Below are 22,287 nucleotides of genomic sequence, written 5' to 3' on the forward strand. Positions count from 1 at the left end.
CAGGGTCCGAGGTGAGGCCCCGGCCACCCGAGGTGAGGCCCCATCCGGTCGACCGCCAGGTTTTCGGCCGTTCGGGTGGGGCTTTCGGCGTCAGGCCCGGCGACCGGGTCCCCCCGCCTCCCCGGTGAACACCACCGCACCCCGGTGCGGTCCGTCGACGAAGGCGGGCCGGCCGCGCAGTGCGCGCGGCAGCCGCTGTTCGGCGATCACCGCGCACGCGTGGAGCGCGGCCGCCGGCGACATGCCCTGAGCGGGCTCGTAGACGAGCAATACGCGCGTGGGCCGACCACACCCGTGCGAGGCCGCCGTGCGCTGCTCGCCCCCGGAGAGGGTGCCCGCGGCGCTCCAGCAGTGGCCGCAGCTCGGACAGGCGCCGAGGGCCGCCGCGCCGCGGGTCGCGAAGTCTCCGGAGAAGCCGTCGCGGGGGCGCGCGGGAGCGGCGAGCACGAGGTTCTCGCGCACGGTGAGGCAGCCGAACACCGCCTGCCGCTCCGGCACCAGGCACATCCCGCGCCGGGCCCGCGCGTGCACCGGTACGCCCGGAGCGCGGTGCCCGCACGGCCGTCGTCGTCTCCTGCGAGCAGTCCGCGTCCGCCGCCCACGCCATGCTCGTCGAGCGGGGTCTGAGGACCGAGGACTACAAGGGCGCCCCGCACCGCCGCGGCGCCCTGTGGGCCACCGGCTCCAGCCGCAACTTCGACGACACCGGACGCGAGGCGGTACGGGATTTCCGGGACGCCACCGAGGGCCTGGAGACACACTCCCAGTGCCAGTGCCAGTGCCAGTGCCAGTGCCAGTGACAGAGGCACTGGGAGGGGTGGGCCGCCGCGTGCTGGTTCACCGGCGCGGCGGGGTCCTGTGCGGGCACGGGCGCGGACACCCGCACGGGCATCACGCGCGCGTGCGTCGACGACTTCGTGGACCGCGCCGACGGCTGCACCACGGGCGGGCCGCTGCTCCCCGTCACGTTCGTCCGCGCGCCCGAACCGCCGGGGACCCGCAGGGCCTGTCTGTCGGTAGCCCGTCGGCAAGAGGACGAGGGCTGGGTCTCCCAGGGCGATATGGACCGCACCTGCATCGACGTACCGCACCTGGCCTACGAGCCCCGGGGCCCGGACCTGTGCCGGCATCGCAGAGGTGGCGGACGGTATGGGGGAAACGCGAATCTTCTGTGCGGTGATGCCTTTCGCGAGCATGCGGGACGACGGAATTCAAGAGGCTCCGGAGACGCTTCTCCCGGAACTCTCCGCCGGATTCATCCGCGCCCTCCGGCGCGGCGCTCGGGGTTTGTCCGCGACTTCCTACGGAAGGGGCGCCGAACCACCCATTCGTGTGACGGTCATGGGCGCGAACACCTGTCGCACCTGTCGTGATCCTGTGACAGAAGTGTGACCGCCGGGGGATCTCGGGCCGTGTTCCCGGTCGGGCCTTCCCCGTCCGCCGGGCAGGGCATAGCGTGACCGTATGGCACCCATTCCGACACCCTCCGCGGAACCCGACGACAGCCCGGACGCCTATGTGGGCCTGCCCGCGGACCGCGCCGAGCGGCTCGCACGCGAGCGCGGCTGGTCGACGGTGCGGGTGCTGCCGCCGGGGGCGATCATCACCATGGAGTACCTCGTGGGACGGCTGAACTTCGAGGTGAGGGACGGCAGCGTGGCGCGGTCCTGGAAGGGCTGAGACACGGCGACGGTCCCGGTTCCACGAGGGAACCGGGACCGAGGTGTGCGTACCTGGACGTGGCTCCGGACCGGCGTGCGTACCGGGGCATCGGGAGCGCCGGGGTGCCGGGCAGTCGCCCAGTGTCCGTCAGGGGCGGGTCGCCGGTGCGTTGCCGCGCGGCTGGCGTTCCCCGTGCGACGGGCGGCGGCTGCCGGCCGGGGTGACCGGACTGCGCTCCGCGCGCCCAGTGTGCGGGCCGGGCGCCAGGTAGGCGGGTGACCGGGTGCCGGAACGGGACGAGGAGACCGGCTCGGGGACCGCGGTGTCCTCGTGGTCGGTGAGCGGCTTGAGCATGACCGGCGCTTCGGCGGGCAGGGGGGCGGCGGGCGCCGTACGGCCCTGACGTGCGTACCGGCGCTCGCGCCAGCGGTCGCGCCAGTCGAAGATGCGGTCCTCGGCGCGGGCGATCATCGGTTCGAACCAGGGCAGCGCCAGCAGGATCAGCAGGCCGGCCACCCAGCCGAGCAGTACGTCGCTCAGCCAGTGGGTGCCGATGTAGACGGTGGACAGGCCGACACCGAGCGAAGTCACCGCGGACAGGGCGGACAGCCAGCGCCGTGCTCTCGGAGTAGAGGCGAGATAGGCCAGGATTCCCCAGGTCACCACGGCGTTCGCGGTGTGGCCGCTGGGAAATATGCTGCCGCCGAGCCACATCTCGCTGGATCCGATCTCGGTCGCGTAGTGCGGCCCGAGGCGCCCCATGCCGTACTTCGCGGCACCGACGGTGATGTTGAGCAGCAGCAGGGACACACCGAGCGCGAGCAGCGGACGCAGCGTGTGCTGCCGCCAGGAGCGCCAGCCCAGCCAGGCGGCGACCATCACCGCGGTCGGGCCGCGCTGGCCGAGCACCACGTAGTAGTCGACGAAGGCGTGGATCTGTGCCCACTGCTCGTAGGGGCGGAAGAACATCACCCGCCAGTCCAGCCGGACCAGCCAGGACGTGATGACGACGGCCCACACGATCGCCACGTAGAAGGCCAGGGCGGAGCCGAAGAGCACCGTCCGGTGCCGGCTGATTCGAGGCACGTCGATGTGAGCCTGCCGCTCCGGCTCACGATCCAGCCTCGCGAACACCCGGTCCAGACGGGTGGGCTTACGTTCGGTACGCACCCAATCGACGTTACAGGGAGTGAACGCTCAGCCCCGTCGAATCAGCCGCTTTGTGATGACGATGTGATGTGGGATTGCTCTCAAAGTGATCTTTAATCTTAGCGAATCGAAAATCTCCGGACGTCGTGTCCTTCAATTCTTTTGATCATTCGCGGTTGCGGCTTTATTGCGCTTTTGGAATTCGTTCACCGGGGGATGACGCAGAATTTCCCCGGTGCTCACCGCCGGTCGGTGGGTACGGTCCGGCGGGAGCGGCTCAGGGCGGACCGGAACCGTTCAGCCAGAAGGCGCCGTACACCGCCGAGGCCACCGCGACGGACGCCACCACCAGTGCCGACCTGGGCGTACGCAGCCGGGCCAGGCCCTGCGCGAGGGGCAGCAGCAGCGGGAAGGCGGGCATGAGCAGACGCGGCTTCGAACCGAAGTAGCTCGACGCGCACAGGGCGAGGACGGTGACGACACCGGCGTACACCAGCAGCGGGAGCGGTTGACGCTGCCGTACGCAGACCACGTACAGCCACATCAGCAGACCGACCCCGAGGATCAGTCCGAGCCCCGCCAGGGCCGACGGAAACGACGTGAACTTCTCGAGGGTGAACCGGGCGAAGGCATAACCCCCGTCGAACCCGTTCCGCCATCCGGCCTGCACATCGAGATACCCGAACAGCCCCTTCCCGGTTCGGTGGCCGACCCACAGAACGTAACCGGCGGCACCGAGCGGAGCGAGGGACATGCCGAGCGCCCGGCGGACGCGGACGCCGGGGGCGCCCGGCGGCACGTGCGCGCCCTCGGGTGCGGGAACGCGCCGGGTGTCCTCGTGCGTGGCGGCGCGTTCCCCGGAGCGCGCGCCGCCCACCGCTGCCGCACCCCGGCTCCCCCCGAACGAGCGAAGACCGGCGGGGAGGCGACGGCGGCTGTGCGCGAGAGAGGCGATGCCCGCCGCCCATACCGCCGCGACCACCGCCAGCCCCACCGGGCGGGTCAGGCCGGTCAGACCCGCCAGGACCCCGGCCGTCACCCAGCGCCCGGTCAGCACCGCGTACAGCGACCACGCGGCGAGTGCCGTGAACAGGGACTCGCTGTACGCCATCGACTGGACGACGCCGACCGGCAGCACCGCCCAGAGCAGCACCGCGCACACCCCGGCCCGCGGCCCGTACACGTGGTCCACCACCGCGAAGATCCCCCAGGCGGCGGCGAGCGAGGCCAGTACGGCGACGACGAAGCCCCCGTCGGCGTACGACAGCGGCGACACCGCCGTCACCAGCCGCTCCAACCAGGGGAGCAGGGGGAAGAAGGCCAGGTTCGAGTGCACGTCCCCGTTCGGGAGGCGCACCTCGTAGCCGTACCCCAGCTCGGCGACCCTCGTGTACCAGAGCGCGTCCCAGCGGGCCGTCAGCAGGGTGTACGCGCTCTTGCCGCCCGCCTCGCTCCACAGCGCCAGGACGACCAGGCCCAGGGTGCGCACGGCCGCGTACCCCAGGAGCGCCGGCGCGGCCCGGCGCAGCACACCGGGGCGGGTCGGCAGGGCACGCGTCTCGAGATCGGTCACGGGCCCGATTATCGACCGGGCGCCCGGCGGGGCGGCCCGGCAGGGCGCACGGCCCTCCAAGACGGGCGGGCTCCCCGGACGGGCGGCCCGGCAGGACGTACGGGCCCCGGAGGCGACCGGAAGCCACCGGGGACCGCCGGAAACGACCGGAAAGAAAGTGGTGTACGCCACACGTTTCTGCCGGATCTGTGAGAGGTCCGCCACTCGGTACCGGCATTTCCTCGCGTACGCTGACGTGCCACTCGCCGTTCGTTGCGCAGGCCGGAGGCCACACCGCTCCTCTCCAGCCGAGTCGCGGGGGGAGTCCCCCACCCCGTGAGTCCGCCGAGCGCGAGGGAACATCTGGGAGGTCTGTACATGTCCGGGACGACCACGGCCGCCGCGCTGCGCCGTAGGGCGGCCGGGGCCGGTGCCAACCGCTGGGTGATACTCGTCGTCCTCTGCGCCAGCCTGCTGCTCGTCGCCGTCGACGCGACCGTGCTGCACGTGGCGGTCCCCGCCGTCACGGAGGACCTCAGGCCCAGTGGGATGGAACTGCTCTGGATCGTCGACGCCTACCCGCTGGTCTGCGCGTCGCTGCTGATCCTGTTCGGCACCCTGGGCGACCGGGTCGGGCGCAGACGCGTACTCCTGCTCGGCTACGCACTGTTCGGCATCGCCTCCGGTATCGCGGCCCTCGCGGACAACGCGCAGGTGCTGATCGCGGCGCGGGTGCTGCTGGGTGTCGGCGGCGCGATGATCATGCCCGCGACGCTGTCGATCCTGCGGCAGATCTTTCCGGACCGGCGCGAGCGGGCGCTCGCCATCGGCATCTGGAGCGCGGTCGCCGCCGTGGGTGCGGCGGTCGGGCCCCTGCTCGGCGGGTTCCTGCTGGAGAACTTCTGGTGGGGCTCGGTCTTCCTCATCAACATTCCGCTGATGCTGGTCAGCCTCCCGATGGGGCGGTTCCTGCTGCCGGAGTCGAAGGGCGACGGCAGCGGCCCCTGGGACGTGACGGGCGCGCTGATGGCCGCCGCCGGGCTGTTCGCGGTGGTCCTGGGCGTGAAGCGGCTCGGCGGCGGCGAATCCGCCGGCGGCGTGTGGACCGCGCTGACACTGGCCGCGGGCGCCGCCCTGCTGTCCGCCTTCGTCCGCCGCCAGCGGCGACGCGCACACCCGCTGGTCGACCTGCGGATGTTCGCCCGGCCGGCGTTCAGTACGTCGGTGGGCTGCATCGTGCTGGCCATGCTCGCCCTGGTGGGCCTGGAACTGATCGCCGCGCAGTACCTCCAGCTCGTCCTGGGACTGTCCCCGCTGGAGACCGGGCTGCGCCTGCTGCCGCTGACGTTCGCGGCGATGGCGGCGGGGCTGGCGGGTGCGCGGCTGCTGCGCCGGTTCGGGCCGCGCCGCATGGTCTGCTTCGGTTTCTGCCTGACGGCCGCCGCGGTACTGCTGCTGACCGCGATGGGTGGGCAGGACAACCGCGCCCTGCTGCTGAGCGGATTCGTCCTGCTCGGCTTCGGCCTGGAGACCACCCTGTTCGGGGCGTACGAGTCGATGCTGAGCGAAGCGCCCCCGGAACAGGCGGGCGGGGCCGCCGCCATAGGCGAGACCTCGTACCAACTGGGCGCCGGAATCGGGATCGCGCTCCTCGGCAGCGTCATGAACGCCGCCTACGCGCCCGGCCTCACCGGTGTCCCCGGGGTGCCCGCGTCGGCGTCCTCGGCGGCGGGACACTCGCTGGGAGAGGCCCACGAGGTCGCCGCCCAACTGGGCGGGCCCGCCGAAGCCGCCCTGCTGGACGCGGCACGCCACGCCTTCGTGCACGGGCTGCATGTGACCCTGCTGGTCAGTGCCGGCCTGCTGCTGCTCGGGGCCGCGATGGCGCTGCGGCTGCCGCGGGTGATGCACTGCGAGACGGCGACGGCCGGGGAAACACCCGCGGACGTGCCGGCCGAGGTCTCCGCGGACATGCCCGCCGACGTGTCCTCCGGCGGAGCGGCCGACGTCCCCGCGCCGCGTGCGGCCGCGGAGTCCCGCGTCTCGGTGTGAGGCGTGCCGCCGCCGGGCCGGGTGGACGTGAGCGACACCGCGTCGTAACGTCGGGTCGGTCCGAGCCGTGACTAGCAGTGCTAGTTGGAAGTGGTGCCGGCCGGGCCGTGCCGGTCAGATCCCCCGGAGGGTGTCCCATGTCCGCGTCCTCGAAGTTGCCCCCCTTCGACCCGGCCGACCCGCTCGGCCTCGACGACTTGCTGGAGCCGGAGGACCTGGCGGTCCGGGACACCGTGCGCGCCTGGGCGGGAGACCGGGTACTGCCACATGTCGCCGACTGGTACGAGAAGGGCGAACTGCCCGGCATCCGGGAGCTGGCACGGGAACTCGGCGGGATCGGCGCGCTCGGCATGCCCCTCAGCGGTTACGGCTGCGCGGGCGCCTCGGCCGTGCAGTACGGGCTCGCCTGCCTGGAGCTGGAGGCCGCCGACTCCGGCATCCGGTCCCTGGTCTCCGTGCAGGGCTCGCTCGCCATGTACGCCATCCACCGGTTCGGCGGCGAGGAGCAGAAGCAGCGGTGGCTGCCGCGGATGGCCGCCGGCGAGGTCATCGGCTGCTTCGGGCTCACCGAACCCGACCACGGCTCCGACCCCGCGGCCATGCGGACGTACGCCAAGCGCGACGGCGGGGACTGGGTCCTGAACGGTCGCAAGATGTGGATCACCAACGGATCCGTGGCCGGTGTCGCCGTGGTGTGGGCGCAGACCGACGACGGGATCCGCGGGTTCGTGGTGCCCACCGACAGCGCAGGGTTCTCGGCGCCGGAGATCAAGCACAAGTGGTCGCTGCGCGCCTCCGTCACCAGCGAACTGGTCCTCGACGACGTACGGCTGCCCGCCGACGCCGTACTGCCCGAGGTGACCGGGCTGCGCGGACCGCTCAGCTGCCTCTCGCACGCCCGGTACGGGATCGTCTGGGGCGCGATGGGCGCGGCGCGCGCCTGCTTCGAGGCCGCCGCCGACTACGCGAAGTCGCGGGAGCAGTTCGGGCGGCCCATCGGCGGGTTCCAGCTGACGCAGGCCAAACTCGCCGACATGGCGGTCGAACTGCACAAGGGGATACTGCTCGCCCATCATCTCGGGCGGCGCATGGCCGCCGGCCGCCTGCGTCCCGAGCAGGTCAGCTTCGGCAAGTTGAACAACGTCCGCGAGGCCATCGACATCTGCCGCACGGCCCGTACCATCCTCGGCGCCAACGGGATCTCGCTCGAATACCCCGTGATGCGGCACGCGACGAACCTCGAATCGGTGCTCACCTACGAGGGCACCGTGGAGATGCACCAGCTCGTGCTGGGCAAGGCGCTGACCGGAATCGACGCGTTCCGGTAGGCCCGGTGGGGGCAGGGCCGACGAGCGGCCCTGCCTCAGCTCTGGTTGTAGAAGCCGTCCGACCGGTGCGCCGCGGGCTCTCCGCTGACGACCTCGGTGTCGGCCGGGCTGAGCAGGAACACACGGTTGGACACGCGCTCGATGGACCCGCGCAGACCGAAGATCAGCCCGGCGGCGAAGTCGACGACGCGCTTGGCGTCCCCGGCCTCCATGGCGGTGAGGTTGATGATGACGGGGACCCCGTCCCGGAACAGCTCGCCGATGGCGCGGGCATCCCGGAAACTGTCCGGGGTGACCGTGCCGATGCGGCGGCCCTTCTCCTCGGCGACGTCCGTGGCCACCTTGACCCGCGGATCGGTGACCCAGGCGTCCCCCGGCTCGGTCCCGTCGGAGTAGTCGTCGTCGTAGTAACGCTCGTCTTCGTTGTCGTCGACGAGGCCAAGCCAGGCACTTGCCTTGCGTACCGATCCCATGGACGCCTCCTCTCACAGCGGTCCTTCTTGCTTTCCGCATCCCTATGGTCGTCCATGACGCGGAGGGCGCGCCAAGTGATTGGACGCCGCGCGGGGGGTTTGTGACGGTACTGGTGCAGGGCTGATCCGTCGAGAGCCCAAGCCCCCCAAGGGCCTTGACGGAAGCGGATGCTGACTAAGAGTGAAATATGATTCTTCTCGGCGTATGGGTGATGAGCGGCGCGTACGAGTGAACGCGGCAGTCGGTACGATGCCGCCGCTCCACTTCGCAGCATCCACGGGGGAACGTCATGTTCGGAATGCTCAGGCCCTGCCGGCACCGGCTCGGTGAACAACTCACGGCTCAGTGGACGGCGCATCTGTGCGGGCTGTGTCTGGCGTTGCGCGGGGACCACGGGCAGCTCGCACGCGTGGTCACCAACTACGACGGGCTGCTTCTCTCGGTCCTGACGGAGGCTCAGGCGGTGCGTGCGGACGCCGGACGGCGCACGGCGGGGCCGTGTCCGCTGCGCGGCATGCGGACCGCCTCCGTCGCGCACGGTGAGGGCGCGCGACTCGCGGCGGCCGTCTCGCTGGTCCTGGCCTCCGCCAAGGTGCGCGACCACGTGGCCGACCGGGACGGGCTGCTGGCCCGCAGACCGGTGGCGCTCGCCGCGCGCCGCGTCGCCGCGAGCTGGGACCGGGCCGGGGCGCGGACCGGTTCGGGCGTCGGGTTCGACACGGCCGTCCTCGTCGACGCCGTCGACCGGCAGACCGGCATCGAGACCCTGGCCGGGCCGGGCACTCCGATCCTCACCGTCACCGAACCGACCGAGACCGCCACCGCGGCGGCCTTCGCGCACACCGCGGTGCTCGCCGGGCGCGCGCACAATGCCGGGCCGCTCGCCGAGGCCGGGCGTCTCTTCGGTCGGCTCGCCCATCTCCTGGACGCCGTGGAGGACCGGGAGGCCGACGCCGCGGCGAGCGCGTGGAACCCCCTCACCGCCACCGGCACCCCCCTCACCGAGGCCCGCCGGCTCGCCGACGACGCCGTGCACGGCATCCGGCTCGCGCTGCGCGAGGTGGAGTTCGGCGACGGCGGTCTGGCGCACCGGCTGCTCGTCCATGAACTGCCCAACTCCGTCCACCGTGCCTTCGACACCGTTTCTTGTGCCCACGGCTTTGGCCCCTACGCACCGCCCGGCGCACCGGGCACGCCCGGTGGCCCCGGAGGTCCGATGCCACCCGAGCCGCCGCGCCGCGACCGGCGCGGGCTGCTCGCGGGCTGCGCCGTGTGGCTGGGACTGGCATGTACGTGTCAGATGTGCTGCGGCACTTACGAGGACCCCTGGAGCCGGGAGCGCAAGGACGCGGCCTGCTCCCGGTGCGACTGCGGCGGATGCGGCGACTGCTGCGGTTGTGGTGAGTGCTGCGGCTGCTGCGGTGAGGACGGTGGCTGCGACTGCGGCTGCGACTGCTGAACCAGCGTCCGGAGAGGCGTTCGGAGGGGCTCCGTAGAAGTAACCGGTGGGATCCGAAGGGGAATCGGAGGGGCGACTTCCGGCCATCTTCAGGGCGCGGGCGATGATGGTGAAGCTGGTGTGTCGGCCGGTGGCGCAAGGGGTGTGGCGGGCCAACTCGCACAGCCGGTTCAAAGGGTGACGGCCGAAAGGCACTCTTGTGCCGACCGGTCGTTCGACCGAATACTCACCCCCAGCGCTTGTCAGGAGCACGGCATGTTCGGAATCCGGACGGCCGGCCCCTGCCTGCGCCTCACGGGCCCGAACCCCACGAGAGCCCCCTACTTCCTTTGTGGAGGAACGAAAAGTGAGGATCAAGCGCACCACCCCCCGCAGCGGCATCTCGAGACGCACCCGGCTGATCGCCGTCTCCACCGGCCTCCTGGCCGCCGCCGCGCTCGCGATCCCCAGCGCGAACGCGTCCGAAGCACCCACCACCTTCAGCTCCGCCGAGCTCAAGAGCGTCAGCGGCTCGGTGCTGAAGGCCGACGTCCCGGGCACCGCCTGGGCCGTCGACAGCAAGACCAACCGGGTCGTCGTCACCGTCGACAGCACGGTGTCCCAGGCCGAGATCGCCGAGATCAAGCAGCAGGCCGGTGCCGACGCCGGCGCGCTGCAGATCAAGCGCACGCCGGGCAAGTTCACCAAGCTGATCCAGGGCGGCGACGCCATCTACGCGAGTAGCTGGCGCTGCTCGCTCGGCTTCAACGTCCGGGCCAGCAGCGGTGCCGAGTACTTCCTGACCGCCGGCCACTGCACCAACGGCGCGGGCACCTGGTACGCCAACTCCGGCCGCACCACCACGCTCGGCTCCACCGCCGGCTCCAGCTTCCCGGGCAACGACTACGGCATCGTCCGGTACACCAACTCCTCGGTCAGCAAGCCCGGCACCGCCAACGGCGTGGACATCACCCGGGCGGCCACCCCGAGCGTGGGCACCACCGTCATCCGCGACGGCTCCACCACGGGTGCGCACAGCGGCCGGGTCACCGCGCTCAACGCGACCGTGAACTACGGCGGCGGCGACATCGTCTACGGGATGATCCAGACCAATGTCTGTGCCGAGCCCGGCGACTCCGGCGGCCCGCTGTACGGCAGCAACGGCACCGCGTACGGTCTGACCTCCGGCGGCAGCGGCAACTGCCGTACCGGTGGCACGACCTTCTTCCAGCCGGTGACGGAGGCCCTGAGCGCCTACGGCGTCAACGTCTACTAGGCCTGCAGGGCCGACGGACCACCAGTGGGCCGTCCGGCCAGGAGGCCGGGCGGGGCCGGCCGGTACCACCGGCCCCCGCAGGTTCCACCGCAGCCGGCAGCATGACGAGCCCCGCACGGCAACCGCCGTGCGGGGCTCGCTCTTGTGGGGGCGCGGAGTTACCTTCGAGGGACACACAAGGACGCGCCGGGCGGCGCCGGTCGCGGGATCACCTGATACGCCACTTCGGACCCTGGGGGCCGTGATGGTCGAGGAACTGGTGACGGCGGGAGTGACGCTGGCGTCCGCCGGAGCGGTCGGTCTGATGTCGGCGGCGCGGGTCGTCAAGCAGTACGAGCGGGGCGTGGTCCTCCGGCTCGGCAGACTCCGCCCCCAGGTGCGGGGCCCGGGGTTCACGGTGATCGTTCCGTTCGTGGACCGGCTGCACAAGGTCAATCTGCAGATCGTCACGATGCCGGTGCCCGCGCAGGAGGGCATCACCCGGGACAACGTCACCGTGCGGGTGGACGCGGTCGTCTACTTCAAGGTCGTCGACGCGGCCGCCGCGCTCGTCAACGTCGAGGACTACCGGTTCGCGGTCTCCCAGATGGCGCAGACCTCACTGCGCTCGATCATCGGCAAGAGCGATCTCGACGACCTGCTGTCCAACCGGGAGAAGCTCAACCAGGGCCTGGAGCTGATGATCGACAGCCCGGCGGTCGGCTGGGGCGTGCAGATCGACCGGGTCGAGATCAAGGACGTCTCGCTGCCCGACACGATGAAGCGGTCCATGGCCCGGCAGGCGGAGGCCGACCGCGAGCGGCGGGCCCGGGTCATCAACGCCGACGCCGAGCTCCAGGCGTCGAAGAAGCTGGCCGAGGCCGCCCAGCAGATGGCGGACACGCCGTCCGCGCTGCAGCTGCGGCTGCTGCAGACGATCGTGGCGGTCGCGGCCGAGAAGAACTCCACGCTGGTGCTGCCCTTCCCGGTGGAGCTGCTGCGCTTCCTGGAACGGGCCGCCCAGCAGCCGGTGCAGCAGGAACGCGCCCTCGAGAAACCCGGATCGCCGAGCGACCGGCACAGGACCGGCGACGCGGACAAAGACGGAGTGGCAGGGCGAGAGAGCGGCAGGGTCGGAGACGGGGGCAGGGACCGAGCCCCGGATACCGATCGCACGGCCCCGGACTTCGGGCGCCTGGCCCCGGACACGGGCCGCAAACCGACTCCGGCCCCGACCCCGGACACATGACACGCGACCGCCCCCGGACCGACGCGTGACACGTGCTCCGCGCGTGGTTCCCGTGACTCGCGGCAGGTGCGACCGGAGCAGCAGCCGCCGCCTCTGGACGGTGCGAAGCCGGTGCGGGCGCCGTCGCAGGACTCGGTGGAGCGACGTCAGTCCACCCCGCCCCGCTCGAATTCGGACCAGGAAGGATCGAATTCGAGCCAGGGCTAGACCTCCCGAATCATCCTGCGGGTTACTCGCTCGTAGCGTTTGCAGTGCGAACCGACCTGCGTGTCCATGACCTGTCAGGACATAGCGGGCGCAAGAGTGTTGTCCTACCCGCGTCCTGAAGTCGACCTTGTGTGCCCTCTGTGGGCCTCGGAACAGTAGGCGGCGTTCAACCGGCAGGGGTGCGGCCTTTTTGTGTGCCGCCCCCGTAGCCGTACGCCTTCCGGTTCGTGAGGTCCCCGCAACCTCCCGGACCGTCCCCCCCACAGGAGGACGTGAGTGGAAGCACCGACGCGTACCCAGGCGGCGTGTTGCCGTGACGGGTGCGGGCATCGCCGCACTGGTCGCCGCGGGAGTCACCTTCCAGACTGCGAACGCCAGCGAGACCCCGGAGGCCTCCGCGCCCCGGATTCTCTCGAACACGGCGGCCGGAAACCTCGCCTCGACGCTCGCCGAGGACCTCGGCGCCGGCGCGGCGGGAACGTACTACGACGCGAAGAGCAAGAGCCTCGTGGTGAACGTGCTCGACGAGGCGGCCGCCGAGACCGTCGAGTCGGCCGGCGCCAAGGCGAGAGTCGTGGCGAACTCCCTCGCCGAGCTGAAGGGCGCGCGCACCACCCTCGAGCAGGACGCGAGCATCCCGGGTACCTCCTGGGTGGCCGACCCGACCACCAACAAGGTCGTCGTCACCGCGGACCGCACGGTCTCCGAGGCCGAGTGGGCCACCCTGACGAAGGTCGTCGACGGACTCGGGGACAAGGCCGAACTCCATCGCACCAAGGAGTAGTTCAAGACCTTCATCGCGGGCGGCGACGCCATCACCGGAAACGGCGGGCGCTGCTCGCTCGGCTTCAGCGTGACCAAGGGCGGCGAGCCGTTCTTCCTCACCGCCGGGCACTGCACCGAGGGCATTTCCACGTGGTCGGACTCCTCCGGCAACGTGATCGGTGAGAACGAGGCGTCCAGCTTCCCGGGCGACGACTACGGCCTGGTCAAGTACACCGCCGACGTGGAGCACCCGAGCGAGGTGAACCTCTACGACGGCTCCACACAGGGGATCTCCGGCGCCGCCGAGGCCACCGTCGGCATGGAGGTCACCCGCAGCGGCTCCACGACCCGGGTGCACTCGGGTACGGTCACGGGCCTGGACGTCACCGTGAACTACGGCAACGGCGACATCGTCAACGGTCTGATCCAGACCGACGTCTGCGCCGGGCCCGGCGACAGCGGCGGCTCGCTCTTCTCGGGCAGCAGCGCGGTCGGTCTCACCTCCGGCGGCAGCGGCGACTGCGCCTCCGGCGGTACGACCTTCTTCCAGCCGGTGACGGAGGCCCTCTCGGTGACTGGCGCCCAGATCGGCTGACCCGCCCGCGGTACCGGCAGTACCTGCGGTACGCACACGGACGTCCCGTCCCTCCGCGCGAGGGGCGGGACGTTTCGTGTGCCCGCCCGGTGGAGGAGGTGGCGGAGACCGTACGGGCTTGGGGTGACGTGCTGGGGGGAGGGGAAAGTGCGGTTACTGCGCGAAAGTCTGCTGCGCCTCGCACCCAACGGGTCTGTTCACCCTGTTTGGTGACGCTTTGCCAGGTGGCGCCATACGTCACCTGCTATCACTGGAAGTTTTTACCGACGCGTAACTTCCCTGTTTGGCTACTCACCCGTAACTTGACGGGTGAACAACATCCTCGTGATCCGGGTCACAGGGCGTAAGGCCGTCGCATTCTCCCCTTGACGTGCAAGGAGATCACACGATGCTGCCCTGGAAGCGAGTGGTCAGACCGCTGGCCGCACTGCTGCTGGCCGCCGCGGCCGTCACCGTCCCCACCGCCACCGGCGCCCACGCCGCGGGTTCGCCCAGCTCGGGCTGGAACGACTACACCTGCAAGCCGTCCGCCGCCCATCCCCGCCCCGTCGTCCTGGTCCACGGCACCTTCGGGAACTCCGTCGACAACTGGCTGGGTCTCGCGCCCTATCTGAAGCACCGCGACTACTGCGTCTTCTCCCTCGACTACGGTCAACTCGACGGTGTCCCCTTCTTCCACGGCCTCGGCCCCATCGAGCGGTCCGCGGAACAACTCGACGCCTTCGTCGACAAGGTGCTCGCCGCGACCGGTGCCACCAAGGCGGACCTCGTCGGGCACTCGCAGGGCGGCATGATGCCCCGCTACTACCTCAAGTTCCTCGGCGGAGCCGACGAGGTGAGCGCCCTCGTCGGGATCGCGCCCAGCAACCACGGCACCACCCTCGGCGGCCTCACCAACCTGCTGCCCTACTTCCCGGGCGCCGGGGACCTGCTGAACGAGACCACCCCCGCCCTCGCCCAGCAGGTTGTCGGCTCCGACTTCCTCACCAGACTGAACGCGGGCGGCGACACCGTGCCCGGCGTCCGCTACACCGTCCTCGCCACCCGGTACGACGAGGTGGTCACCCCGTACCGCAGCCAGTACCTGAGCGGGCCGAACGTACGCAACGTCCTGCTCCAGGACCTGTGCCCGCTCGACCTGTCCGAACATCTGGCGATCGGGGTGCTCGACCGGATCGCCTTCCACGAAGTGGCCAACGCCCTCGACCCGGCCCACGCCCGACCCACCACCTGTGCTTCGGTGTTCAGCTGACACGTGTAGTCAGTGGCACGTGCAGTCAGTGACGCGCACGCCGGGGGCCTGTCCGGCCTGAGCCGCCGGACAGGCCCCCGGGTACCGGGCGGAGTCGGGTCAGTGGCCGTTCCGCCCGCTCGCCGCACGCCGCGGGTGGAGGCGGACAACGCCGCCGAACCGAGTGCCAGCGCCACGGCCCCGCCGACCATCAGGCACGGGGTGTTCCCGTCGCCCCGGTCTCCGCGAGGTTCTCCGAAGCACCGGCCGCCTTGGGCCGGTTGGCGGTGGCCCCGGTCACGAATCGATTGTCAGTGGCGGGTGTCACGCTTGGCGCCATGACCGATGACAGTGGCGTTACGGGCACGGTGGGTGTCGACTGGGACCTGGCGGCCGCCGCCTTCGACGAGGAACCGGATCACGGGCTGCGCGATCCCCGGGTGCGCGAGGCCTGGGCCGGGCGGCTGCGTTCCTGGCTGCCCGCTCGGGCGAGCGATGTCCTCGACCTCGGCTGCGGCACCGGCAGCCTGTCCCTGCTCGCCGCCGAGCAGGGACACCGGGTGACCGGAGTCGACCGATCCCCGGCCATGGTGGCGCTCGCCCGGGAGAAGCTCGCCGGACGCGACGCGGTGTTCCTCATCGGCGACGCCGCGGCGCCCCCGACGGGGGAGCAGCGCTACGACGTCGTTCTCGTACGGCACGTGCTGTGGACGCTGCCCGATCCGGCCCGGGTGCTGCGGTGCTGGCGGGGGCTGCTGCGTCCCGGCGGCCGGCTCGTGCTGGTGGAGGGGGTCTGGGGGACGGTGAGCCCGGTCGGCATACCGGCGGACCGGCTCACTTCGCTCCTCACCCCGTTCGCCGGACAGGTGCGGGTCGAGGGGCTGTCGGACGAGGTGGCGCTGTGGGGGAGGGAGGTGGGCGACGAGCGGTACGTGGTGGTCGCGATGCCGGAGTGAGGAGGGCCCGGTCGGGCCCGCCTGCTCAGCTCAGGAGCGCGTCGAAGCGGTCTCCGCGGGCTCGGGCCTCCAGTTCGTCGAGGGCGGCGACGGCGGCGGCCGCCGCCCGCGGGTCCGTCTCCGTGAGGCCGCTCGCCGTGAACTCGTCCTCGTCGAGGCGCCGTACGTCCGTGCCGTCGGCGGAGCGCCACAGGTCCAGGTCGAGATCCTCGACGACCAGCTCCGTACCGGCGAGCACGGCCGGGCGGGTGATGTCGCAGTAGTGGCCCTTGAGGGTGCCCCCGGCGGTGCGCACCTCCTTCACGGAGTACCACCGGTCGCGCCAGTAGTACTCGGTGAAGACGTCACCGGGTTCGAAGCGGACGAAGCCGAAGTCGCGGGTGCCGTCGCCCGCCCAGGGCGCGCGCACGGTGACGCGGGTGCCGTCGTCGGAGAGGAGGTCCGCGGGGTATCTGATCTTGGTGCGGCCCGCCTTGACGAGGACGACCTCGACGCGTGCGGGGCTCTCAGCCCAGTTCGCGGACATGGCGCACCTCCGTCGCACAGATCTCGTAGCCGAACCACTTGTTGATCGCGATCATCGGTTCGTTCCCGGTGTCGTTGCCCGTGAACGCCTCCGTGTACCCGGCGGCGCGGGCGCGGTGCAGGGAGGTGTTCTTGGCGAGTTTGGCCAGGCCCCGGCCGCGGTGGGCGCGGGCGGTACCGGTCATGGCGGTGCCGTAGCGGCCGGCGCCGTCGGTGTACGCCGCGGTGAAGGCGGCGGGGCTGCCGTCGACCACCGCGACCGTGGTCAGGGCGGGGTCGAGCAGTGGGTGCCGCCAGGTCTCCTCGAGCCAGACGTCGTAGTCGGCGAACTCGGTGTCGATGTCGCTCGGTTCGTCCGACGAGGTCTCCGCGTCCAGTACGAACAGCGGATGCGGGTCGTCGGCGAAGTCGGCGCCGGTGCGCAGTTCGACGCCGGGCGGCGGATCCTGGAGCGGCGGCAGGGTGCCGCCGGCCAGATCCAGCCGCAGGAAGTACGCCGACCGGCTCGCACGGTAGCCGCGCCGCTCGGCGAACGCGCGGTTGTCCGGCGCGTCCAGGACCCAGGAGTAGACCTTGTGGACGCCGAGGGAGGCCAGACGCTCCTCGGCGGTGCGCAGCAACAGCGACCCGGCGCCGCGCCGGGTCCTGTCCGCACGTACGTAGACGTTGGCGGAGCCCTGGCCGGGCTCCGGGCTGTCGTGGGCGAGGCTGAGCTGGACGGTGCCGATGATCTCCCCGTCCTCCTCGGCGACGAGTTGCCCGAAGTGGGCGTCGGGGTGGGAGTGCCGCAGATGGTGCAGCACGGACTCGGGGGTGGACAGCATGAAGGGGATGGCGAGCCTGCGGACGTGGGAGAACCCCTCGGCGTCGGCTCGGACTTCGGGACGCAGGTCGCGCACGATGATGGCCATGAGGGCGCACGCTACGGGGGGACGCGCGGGGGCTGCCTCTCATTTTCCGCGGGGTGCGGGACAATCGGGACGTGACCCTGAAGATCCATATCGACGACAGCGCGCCCCCGTACGAGCAGGTGCGGGCGCGGATCTCCGAGCAGGCACGGTCGGGAGCCCTGCCGGTGGGCTACCGGCTGCCGACGGTGCGGGGCCTGGCCGAGACGCTCGGCCTCGCCGCGAACACGGTGGCCAAGGCCTACCGTGCGCTGGAGGCGGACGGCGTGATCGAGACCCGCGGCCGCAACGGCACGTTCGTCGCCGCCGCGGGCTCGGCCGCGGAGCGGGAGACGGCGTCGGCGGCCCAGGCCTACGCGGAGCGGGTGCGACGGCTCGGGCTGAGCGAGGACGCGGCCCTGGCCGCGGCACGGGACGCGCTGCGGGCGGCCTACGGGGGGTAGCCGCGGGCGGCTACAGGTACAGCCCTGCCTCCGCCTCCCCACGCGGTTCCGGCAGCGCCGTCGGGGACGTGCCCCGGCGCAGGGCGTACAGCTCGGCCAGGGTGGCACCCTCGCGGCCGATGCCGTCCTCGTGGCCCAGCCAGTTCACCGCCTCCGCCCGGGTCAGCGATCCCACCTCGATGCGGGCGAGGCAGCGGCCCGGGCGGACGACGGCGGGATGGAGGCGCTCCAGGTCCTCGTTGGTGGTGACGCCGACCAGGACGTTGCGGCCCTGGCCGAGCAGGCCGTCGGTGAGGTTGAGCAGCCGGGACAGCGCCTGGCCGGCGGTGTGCTTGGCCTCGCCGCGGATCAACTCGTCGCAGTCCTCCAGCAGCAGCAGCCGCCAGCGCCCCTTGCCCGTCGAGTCCTCCTCGCCGATTGCGATGTCCATCAGATAGCCGACGTCGGAGAAGAGCCGCTCGGGGTCCAGGACGCAGTCCACCTGGCACCAGTCCCGCCAGGAACGGGCCAGTGTGCGCAGGGCGGACGTCTTGCCGGTGCCCGGCGGGCCGTGCAGCAGGAGCAGCCGGCCCGCGATGTCCTCGGGCGTGGTCTGCATCAGGCGGTCCATCGCGTCGGCCACCGGCGCGGTGTAGTTGGGCCGGATCTCGTCCCAGGTGCCCGCGGAGATCCGCCGCGTCGTGCGGTGCGGACCGCGGCGCGGGGAGACGTACCAGAAGCCCATGGTCACGTTCTCCGGCTGCGGTTCCGGTTCGTCCGCCGCACCGTCCGTCGCCTCGTCCAGGATCTTCGCCGCGAGTTCGGCGGTGGTCGCGGTGACGGTGACGTCGGCGCCCCGGTTCCAGCGGGAGATCAGCAGCGTCCAGCCGTCGCCCTCGGCCAGGGTGGCGCTCCGGTCGTCGTCCCGGGCGACCCGCAGCACCTCGGCACCGGTGGGCAGCAGGGTCGCGGCGGAGCGCACGCGGTCGATGGTGACCGCGTGCGAGAACGGCTGCTCGCCCGTGGCGAAACGGCCGAGGAACAGCGCGTCGACGACGTCGGACGGGGAGTCGCTGTCGTCGACGTTGAGCCGGATCGGCAGGGCGTCGCGCGGATCTGCAGGCATGCCGCCATGATCGGTCACACGGGCGCCCCGCGCACCCGGTTTCCGTGGGGGCGCGCGGGGCGTCCGGGGCCGTGGTCGGTCCGGCCGGGCCCTGTCACTGTCGGACATGCGCCGCCAGCCGCCGCGCGTGCCGCGCCCGGCGGACCACCGCGTACCCCTTGGTCAGGGCCTGGTCCCGGACGAACACGCGGGTGAGGGCCCGGCCTTCCACCAGCCGCTCGAACTCGGCGGTGTCCGTCGACCGGCGCACGGTGACCCGCCGCAGCGCGTACGGTCCCTGCGCTCGGCGGGCGAGACCGTTGCCGACGGCGAGCGCCTGCGCGTACCCCGTTTCCCGCACCGCCTCCCGCACCCGGCGGCTGGAGTAACCGTAGGGATAGGCGAACGAGACGGGTGCGCGGCCCAGTTGGTCCGAGACGATCTCCCTGCAGAGGATCAGTTCGGAGCGCAGCCGCCGGTCGTCGAGCTGGTCGAGCTGTGGATGGTTGTGACTGTGGCCGCCGATCTCCACGCCTGCGCAGGCCAGTTCGCGCACCTGGTCCCAGTCCAGCATGGTGTCCAGGCCGCCGCCGGTGTCGTGCGGCCCCCGGAGCCATCCGGTGGAGACGAACAGTGTGGCCGGGAAGCCGTGCCGGGCGAGCACGGGCAGGGCGTGCCGGTGCACGCCCTCGTAGCCGTCGTCGAACGTGACGAGGACGGGTCGCTCGGGAAGCGGGCGTCCCGTGCGCCAGCAGGCCGCCAGTTCGGCCGTGTCGACGGGGGTCAGACCCCGCTCGGCGATCACCGCCATCTGCTCGGCGAACGCCTGCGGGGTCACGGACAGCGCGCGGGTGGCGTCGTTGGGGTCGGTGGCCACCGAGTGGTACATGAGGATCGGGACGCGTTCGTCAGCCACGTCAGCCACGGGCACCCCCTTGCTCCCCGCCCCGGCGCTCCCCGGCACGGCGGACATCGCCGCCGACGTCCACCACGGAGAACGTGACCCCGCCCCACCGGGCCCGTACGCTCCCCACCACGTATCCGCCCGCCGCCGTGAGCACCCCGGCGACGATCGCACCCACGCGTCCCGCACCACCCGGCCGGGTCAGCAGGGCGTCGCGCAACCCCCGTACCACCCCGGCCGGCAGGACACGCGTGGTGTACCGGCGTTCCGACTCCAGCCCCTTCCCGGCGCCGACGCTCCGTGCCACCAGCGCCTTGGACAGGCCCTCGGCGTAGGTGCGGGTGCGGAAGTAGCGAAAGTGCTCGCGCACCTGGGGCACCCGGTGGTGGATCACCGCGCGGTCGTCGATCAGCAGGACCGCGTCGGGCCGGGCACGGCTGAGGCGGATGCACAGCTCCGTCTCCTCCCCGCCCAGCGGGCGCTTGTCGCCGTTCCGTCCGATACCGGTGGCGAAGCCGCCCGCGGCGTTGAAGGCGCTGCGCCGGAAGGAGGCGTTGCCGCCGAGGACGTTGCGCACCCGCACCCGTCCGCGCGGCAGACCCCGGTACGTGCAGCCCACCACCCAGTCGAACTCCTCGGGGAACCAGCCGGGGCGCCTGCCCGACGCCCAGACGGGCTCGGTGCGCCCGCCGACCGCCATCACACGCGGATCGGCGTAGCCCTCGGCGAAGTGCCCGAGCCAGTCGCGTTCGGCCACGGCGTCGTCGTCGAGGAACGCGACGATCCCACCGCGCGAGGCGGCGATGCCGGTGTTGCGGCCGGCGGACAGGCCGCGGGGGCCCGCGTTGGCGAGCACCCGCACGTCGTCGGTGTCCTCGTACTCCTTGCCCAGACGGTCCAGCAGAACCTGGTTGTGGTCCACGACCAGCAGAATCTCCAGGGCCGGCCGGGACTGCGCCCGCACCGAGGCGACCGCCGCGAGGACGTCCTCCCAGCGGTCCTCGGTGTAGGCGCAGATCACGACCGAGATGCCGGTGTTCCCGGTGTCACCGGGGACACCGGGGATGCCGGGAGCGCTCAAGACACCTTCCCCCGGACCGTTTCGAGCAGCGGCGAGTGATGCGGACGGCGGCGCAGGGCACGCCGGTTGGAGCGCTCCCCGAGGATCACCCCGAGGACGCGAAACCCGTCCCGCACGGCCCGCAGATTGCTCGCGCCGTGGATGCGCAGATACTCGTGGCTGGGTATCTCCTGCACTCTCAGCCCGGCCTTGACGACCCGGATGTTCATCAGGGTCTCGACCTCGAAGCCGGTGCAGTCGAGGTCGATCTTGTCCAGGCAGTGCCGCCAGAACGCGTTGTAGCCGTAGCAGAGGTCGGTGTAGCGGGCGCCGAACTTGCGGTTGACGACACCGCACAGGACCCGGTTGCCGAGCTTGCGGATGAAGGTCATGTCGTCGGTGCCGCCGCCGTTGGCGAAACGGGACCCCTTGGCGAAGTCGGCGCCCGAGACGAGGGCGGAGACGTACGACACGATCTCGTTGCCGTCGGCCGAGCCGTCCGCGTCGACCATCACGATGATGTCGCCGGTGCAGGCCTGGAACCCGGTGTTCAGGGCGTCCCCCTTGCCCTTGCCGCGCTGTTCGACGACCTTGACGTCGGGCCACGACTCGCGGGCCACTTCGACGGTGTTGTCGGTGGAGTTGCCGTCGACCAGGACCACTTCGTGGATCCAGTCGGGAAGCGTCTTGAAGACGTACGGCAGGTTCTCCGCCTCGTTCATGGCCGGTATCACCACGCTCACCGGCGGTGCGATGGCCAGGTGCGAGGAGACGGGCCGGTATTTTCCGGTGGCCGGCGGATCTCGTCCGCGGTCGCCGGCTGCAGAACGGAACTCATGAGTCTGGTCCCTCTCGTCCGGTGGGCCGCCCACCCCCGGGTGGCCCGGCTGTTCGTCCGGTTCGAAGGGGGGTTCTCACCCGCGCCACGACAGAACGGAGTTCCGCGCACGCCGGGTGAGCTGGCAAAACTGACCGGCCGCAGAATGCGGCAGCCGGCCGCGCGGCACGGCTCGGTCACCGTTGCGGTCACCGAGCACGGCACCCCCCTACCGCGCCCCGTCTCGGTTCGTCGCAGTCCTGAACCCTCCCCTGGAGCCGCGTACTGACGGACCGATGCGAGTGAGATGTATTGCAATGTGTGACGGTATTGACGATTGAACCCGTATGGCAAGACCTGGAGTCGGATCTCACGTTTTTGTTGGTTTGACTGTTACGTGCGCCTCTGGCCGCTCCCGGACCACCGGCATGCCGCCGTGGCGCTCGGACGCAACCGCGTCTCGGGGGCGACCGCACGGTTCCGGCCGGAAGGTCCCGGTCCACGCGAGGAAAGCCTTCCGAAAGACCGGCCGACAGGTCCTGGGTCGGCGGGTCCTGCGGAAGGCATCGGTGGAGACGTGTTGTTGCGGATGGTCTGCATGGCCGACTTTGCCCCCCGAAGCGTCGGATGCCG

General features: G+C 71.5%; 19 protein-coding genes and 2 pseudogenes. 11 read left to right on the forward strand and 10 right to left on the reverse strand.

The features are described from left to right. Window positions 1-90 precede the first annotated feature (90 nt). Window positions 91-498 (reverse strand): hypothetical protein, encoded by a 408-nt coding sequence (locus WJ438_RS31835; protein WP_406728282.1) that lies wholly within the window; start codon window positions 496-498, stop codon window positions 91-93. A gap of 44 nt (window positions 499-542) precedes the next feature. On the opposite strand from WJ438_RS31835, the pseudogene WJ438_RS31840 reads away from it, so the two are divergent. After that, window positions 543-1,106 (forward strand): annotated as a pseudogene (locus WJ438_RS31840) (hypothetical protein); the annotation flags it as partial. A gap of 358 nt (window positions 1,107-1,464) precedes the next feature. Then, window positions 1,465-1,680, forward strand: a complete 216-nt coding sequence (locus WJ438_RS31845) for an I78 family peptidase inhibitor (RefSeq protein ID WP_406728283.1) — start codon at window positions 1,465-1,467, stop codon at window positions 1,678-1,680. A gap of 129 nt (window positions 1,681-1,809) precedes the next feature. Here the strand turns inward: WJ438_RS31845 and WJ438_RS31850 are convergent, their stop codons facing one another. Then, the gene (locus tag WJ438_RS31850) at window positions 1,810-2,832 is read right to left on the reverse strand and encodes a phosphatase PAP2 family protein (RefSeq protein ID WP_406728284.1); all 1,023 of its coding nucleotides are present in this window, start codon (window positions 2,830-2,832) and stop codon (window positions 1,810-1,812) included. A 256-nt stretch (window positions 2,833-3,088) separates the two neighbouring features. Then, window positions 3,089-4,384: a glycosyltransferase family 39 protein gene (locus tag WJ438_RS31855; RefSeq protein WP_406728285.1), complete on the reverse strand. Its 1,296-nt coding sequence runs from the start codon at window positions 4,382-4,384 to the stop codon at window positions 3,089-3,091. A gap of 357 nt (window positions 4,385-4,741) precedes the next feature. Between WJ438_RS31855 and WJ438_RS31860 the strand changes: the two genes are divergently transcribed. Beyond that, a complete protein-coding gene (locus WJ438_RS31860) occupies window positions 4,742-6,415 on the forward strand; it encodes an MFS transporter (RefSeq protein ID WP_406728286.1) in 1,674 nt (557 codons plus the stop codon). A 137-nt stretch (window positions 6,416-6,552) separates the two neighbouring features. Beyond that, complete coding sequence (locus WJ438_RS31865; RefSeq protein ID WP_406728287.1) at window positions 6,553-7,743, forward strand: acyl-CoA dehydrogenase family protein; 1,191 nt, start codon at window positions 6,553-6,555, stop codon at window positions 7,741-7,743. A gap of 35 nt (window positions 7,744-7,778) precedes the next feature. On the opposite strand, the gene WJ438_RS31870 is transcribed toward WJ438_RS31865, so the two are convergent. Next, on the reverse strand, window positions 7,779-8,216 hold the full coding sequence (locus WJ438_RS31870) for a cell division protein SepF (protein ID WP_406728288.1): 438 nt from the start codon (window positions 8,214-8,216) through the stop codon (window positions 7,779-7,781). A gap of 290 nt (window positions 8,217-8,506) precedes the next feature. On the opposite strand from WJ438_RS31870, the gene WJ438_RS31875 reads away from it, so the two are divergent. The 6 genes and pseudogenes from WJ438_RS31875 to WJ438_RS31900 all read left to right on the forward strand — a co-directional run bounded on the left by WJ438_RS31875 (window position 8,507) and on the right by WJ438_RS31900 (window position 15,913). Further along, window positions 8,507-9,676, forward strand: coding sequence for a DUF5685 family protein (locus tag WJ438_RS31875; RefSeq protein WP_406728289.1), 1,170 nt, complete (start codon window positions 8,507-8,509; stop codon window positions 9,674-9,676). 346 nt (window positions 9,677-10,022) lie between these two features. Continuing rightward, a complete protein-coding gene (locus WJ438_RS31880; protein WP_406728290.1) occupies window positions 10,023-10,931 on the forward strand; it encodes a S1 family peptidase in 909 nt (302 codons plus the stop codon). A 244-nt stretch (window positions 10,932-11,175) separates the two neighbouring features. Further along, window positions 11,176-12,159, forward strand: a complete 984-nt coding sequence (locus WJ438_RS31885; RefSeq protein ID WP_406729869.1) for an SPFH domain-containing protein — start codon at window positions 11,176-11,178, stop codon at window positions 12,157-12,159. 520 nt (window positions 12,160-12,679) lie between these two features. Beyond that, a pseudogene (locus WJ438_RS31890) lies at window positions 12,680-13,726 on the forward strand (S1 family peptidase). 388 nt (window positions 13,727-14,114) lie between these two features. Further along, a complete protein-coding gene (locus tag WJ438_RS31895) occupies window positions 14,115-14,978 on the forward strand; it encodes an esterase/lipase family protein (protein WP_406728291.1) in 864 nt (287 codons plus the stop codon). A gap of 317 nt (window positions 14,979-15,295) precedes the next feature. Further along, window positions 15,296-15,913, forward strand: a complete 618-nt coding sequence (locus tag WJ438_RS31900) for a class I SAM-dependent methyltransferase (RefSeq protein ID WP_406728292.1) — start codon at window positions 15,296-15,298, stop codon at window positions 15,911-15,913. Between the two features lie 25 nt (window positions 15,914-15,938). Here the strand turns inward: WJ438_RS31900 and WJ438_RS31905 are convergent, their stop codons facing one another. Together WJ438_RS31905 and WJ438_RS31910 are read right to left on the reverse strand one after the other, a co-directional pair. Next, window positions 15,939-16,439, reverse strand: a complete 501-nt coding sequence (locus tag WJ438_RS31905; protein WP_406728293.1) for a DUF402 domain-containing protein — start codon at window positions 16,437-16,439, stop codon at window positions 15,939-15,941. Then, window positions 16,420-17,349, reverse strand: a complete 930-nt coding sequence (locus tag WJ438_RS31910) for a GNAT family N-acetyltransferase (protein ID WP_406728294.1) — start codon at window positions 17,347-17,349, stop codon at window positions 16,420-16,422. The genes WJ438_RS31905 and WJ438_RS31910 overlap by 20 nt, the downstream gene beginning before the upstream one ends. 71 nt (window positions 17,350-17,420) lie before the next feature. Between WJ438_RS31910 and WJ438_RS31915 the strand changes: the two genes are divergently transcribed. Beyond that, window positions 17,421-17,789: a GntR family transcriptional regulator gene (locus WJ438_RS31915; RefSeq protein WP_406728295.1), complete on the forward strand. Its 369-nt coding sequence runs from the start codon at window positions 17,421-17,423 to the stop codon at window positions 17,787-17,789. Window positions 17,790-17,799: 10 nt separating this feature from the next. Here the strand turns inward: WJ438_RS31915 and WJ438_RS31920 are convergent, their stop codons facing one another. From WJ438_RS31920 to WJ438_RS31935, 4 genes are all read right to left on the reverse strand, one after another. Next, on the reverse strand, window positions 17,800-18,894 hold the full coding sequence (locus WJ438_RS31920) for a DUF5925 domain-containing protein (protein WP_406728296.1): 1,095 nt from the start codon (window positions 18,892-18,894) through the stop codon (window positions 17,800-17,802). Window positions 18,895-18,988: 94 nt separating this feature from the next. Then, window positions 18,989-19,789 carry a polysaccharide deacetylase family protein gene (locus WJ438_RS31925; protein WP_406729870.1) on the reverse strand — a complete coding sequence of 267 codons (801 nt, stop codon included), beginning with the start codon at window positions 19,787-19,789 and terminating at the stop codon, window positions 18,989-18,991. Between the two features lies 1 nt (window position 19,790). Beyond that, window positions 19,791-20,858: a glycosyltransferase family 2 protein gene (locus WJ438_RS31930; protein WP_406728297.1), complete on the reverse strand. Its 1,068-nt coding sequence runs from the start codon at window positions 20,856-20,858 to the stop codon at window positions 19,791-19,793. Further along, window positions 20,855-21,598 (reverse strand): glycosyltransferase family 2 protein, encoded by a 744-nt coding sequence (locus tag WJ438_RS31935; protein ID WP_406729871.1) that lies wholly within the window; start codon window positions 21,596-21,598, stop codon window positions 20,855-20,857. Before WJ438_RS31935 ends, WJ438_RS31930 begins: the two co-directional genes overlap by 4 nt. Between the last annotated feature and the right edge of the window lie 689 nt (window positions 21,599-22,287).

This window comes from Streptomyces sp. GD-15H (assembly GCF_045291515.1).
Classification (GTDB): domain Bacteria; phylum Actinomycetota; class Actinomycetes; order Streptomycetales; family Streptomycetaceae; genus Streptomyces.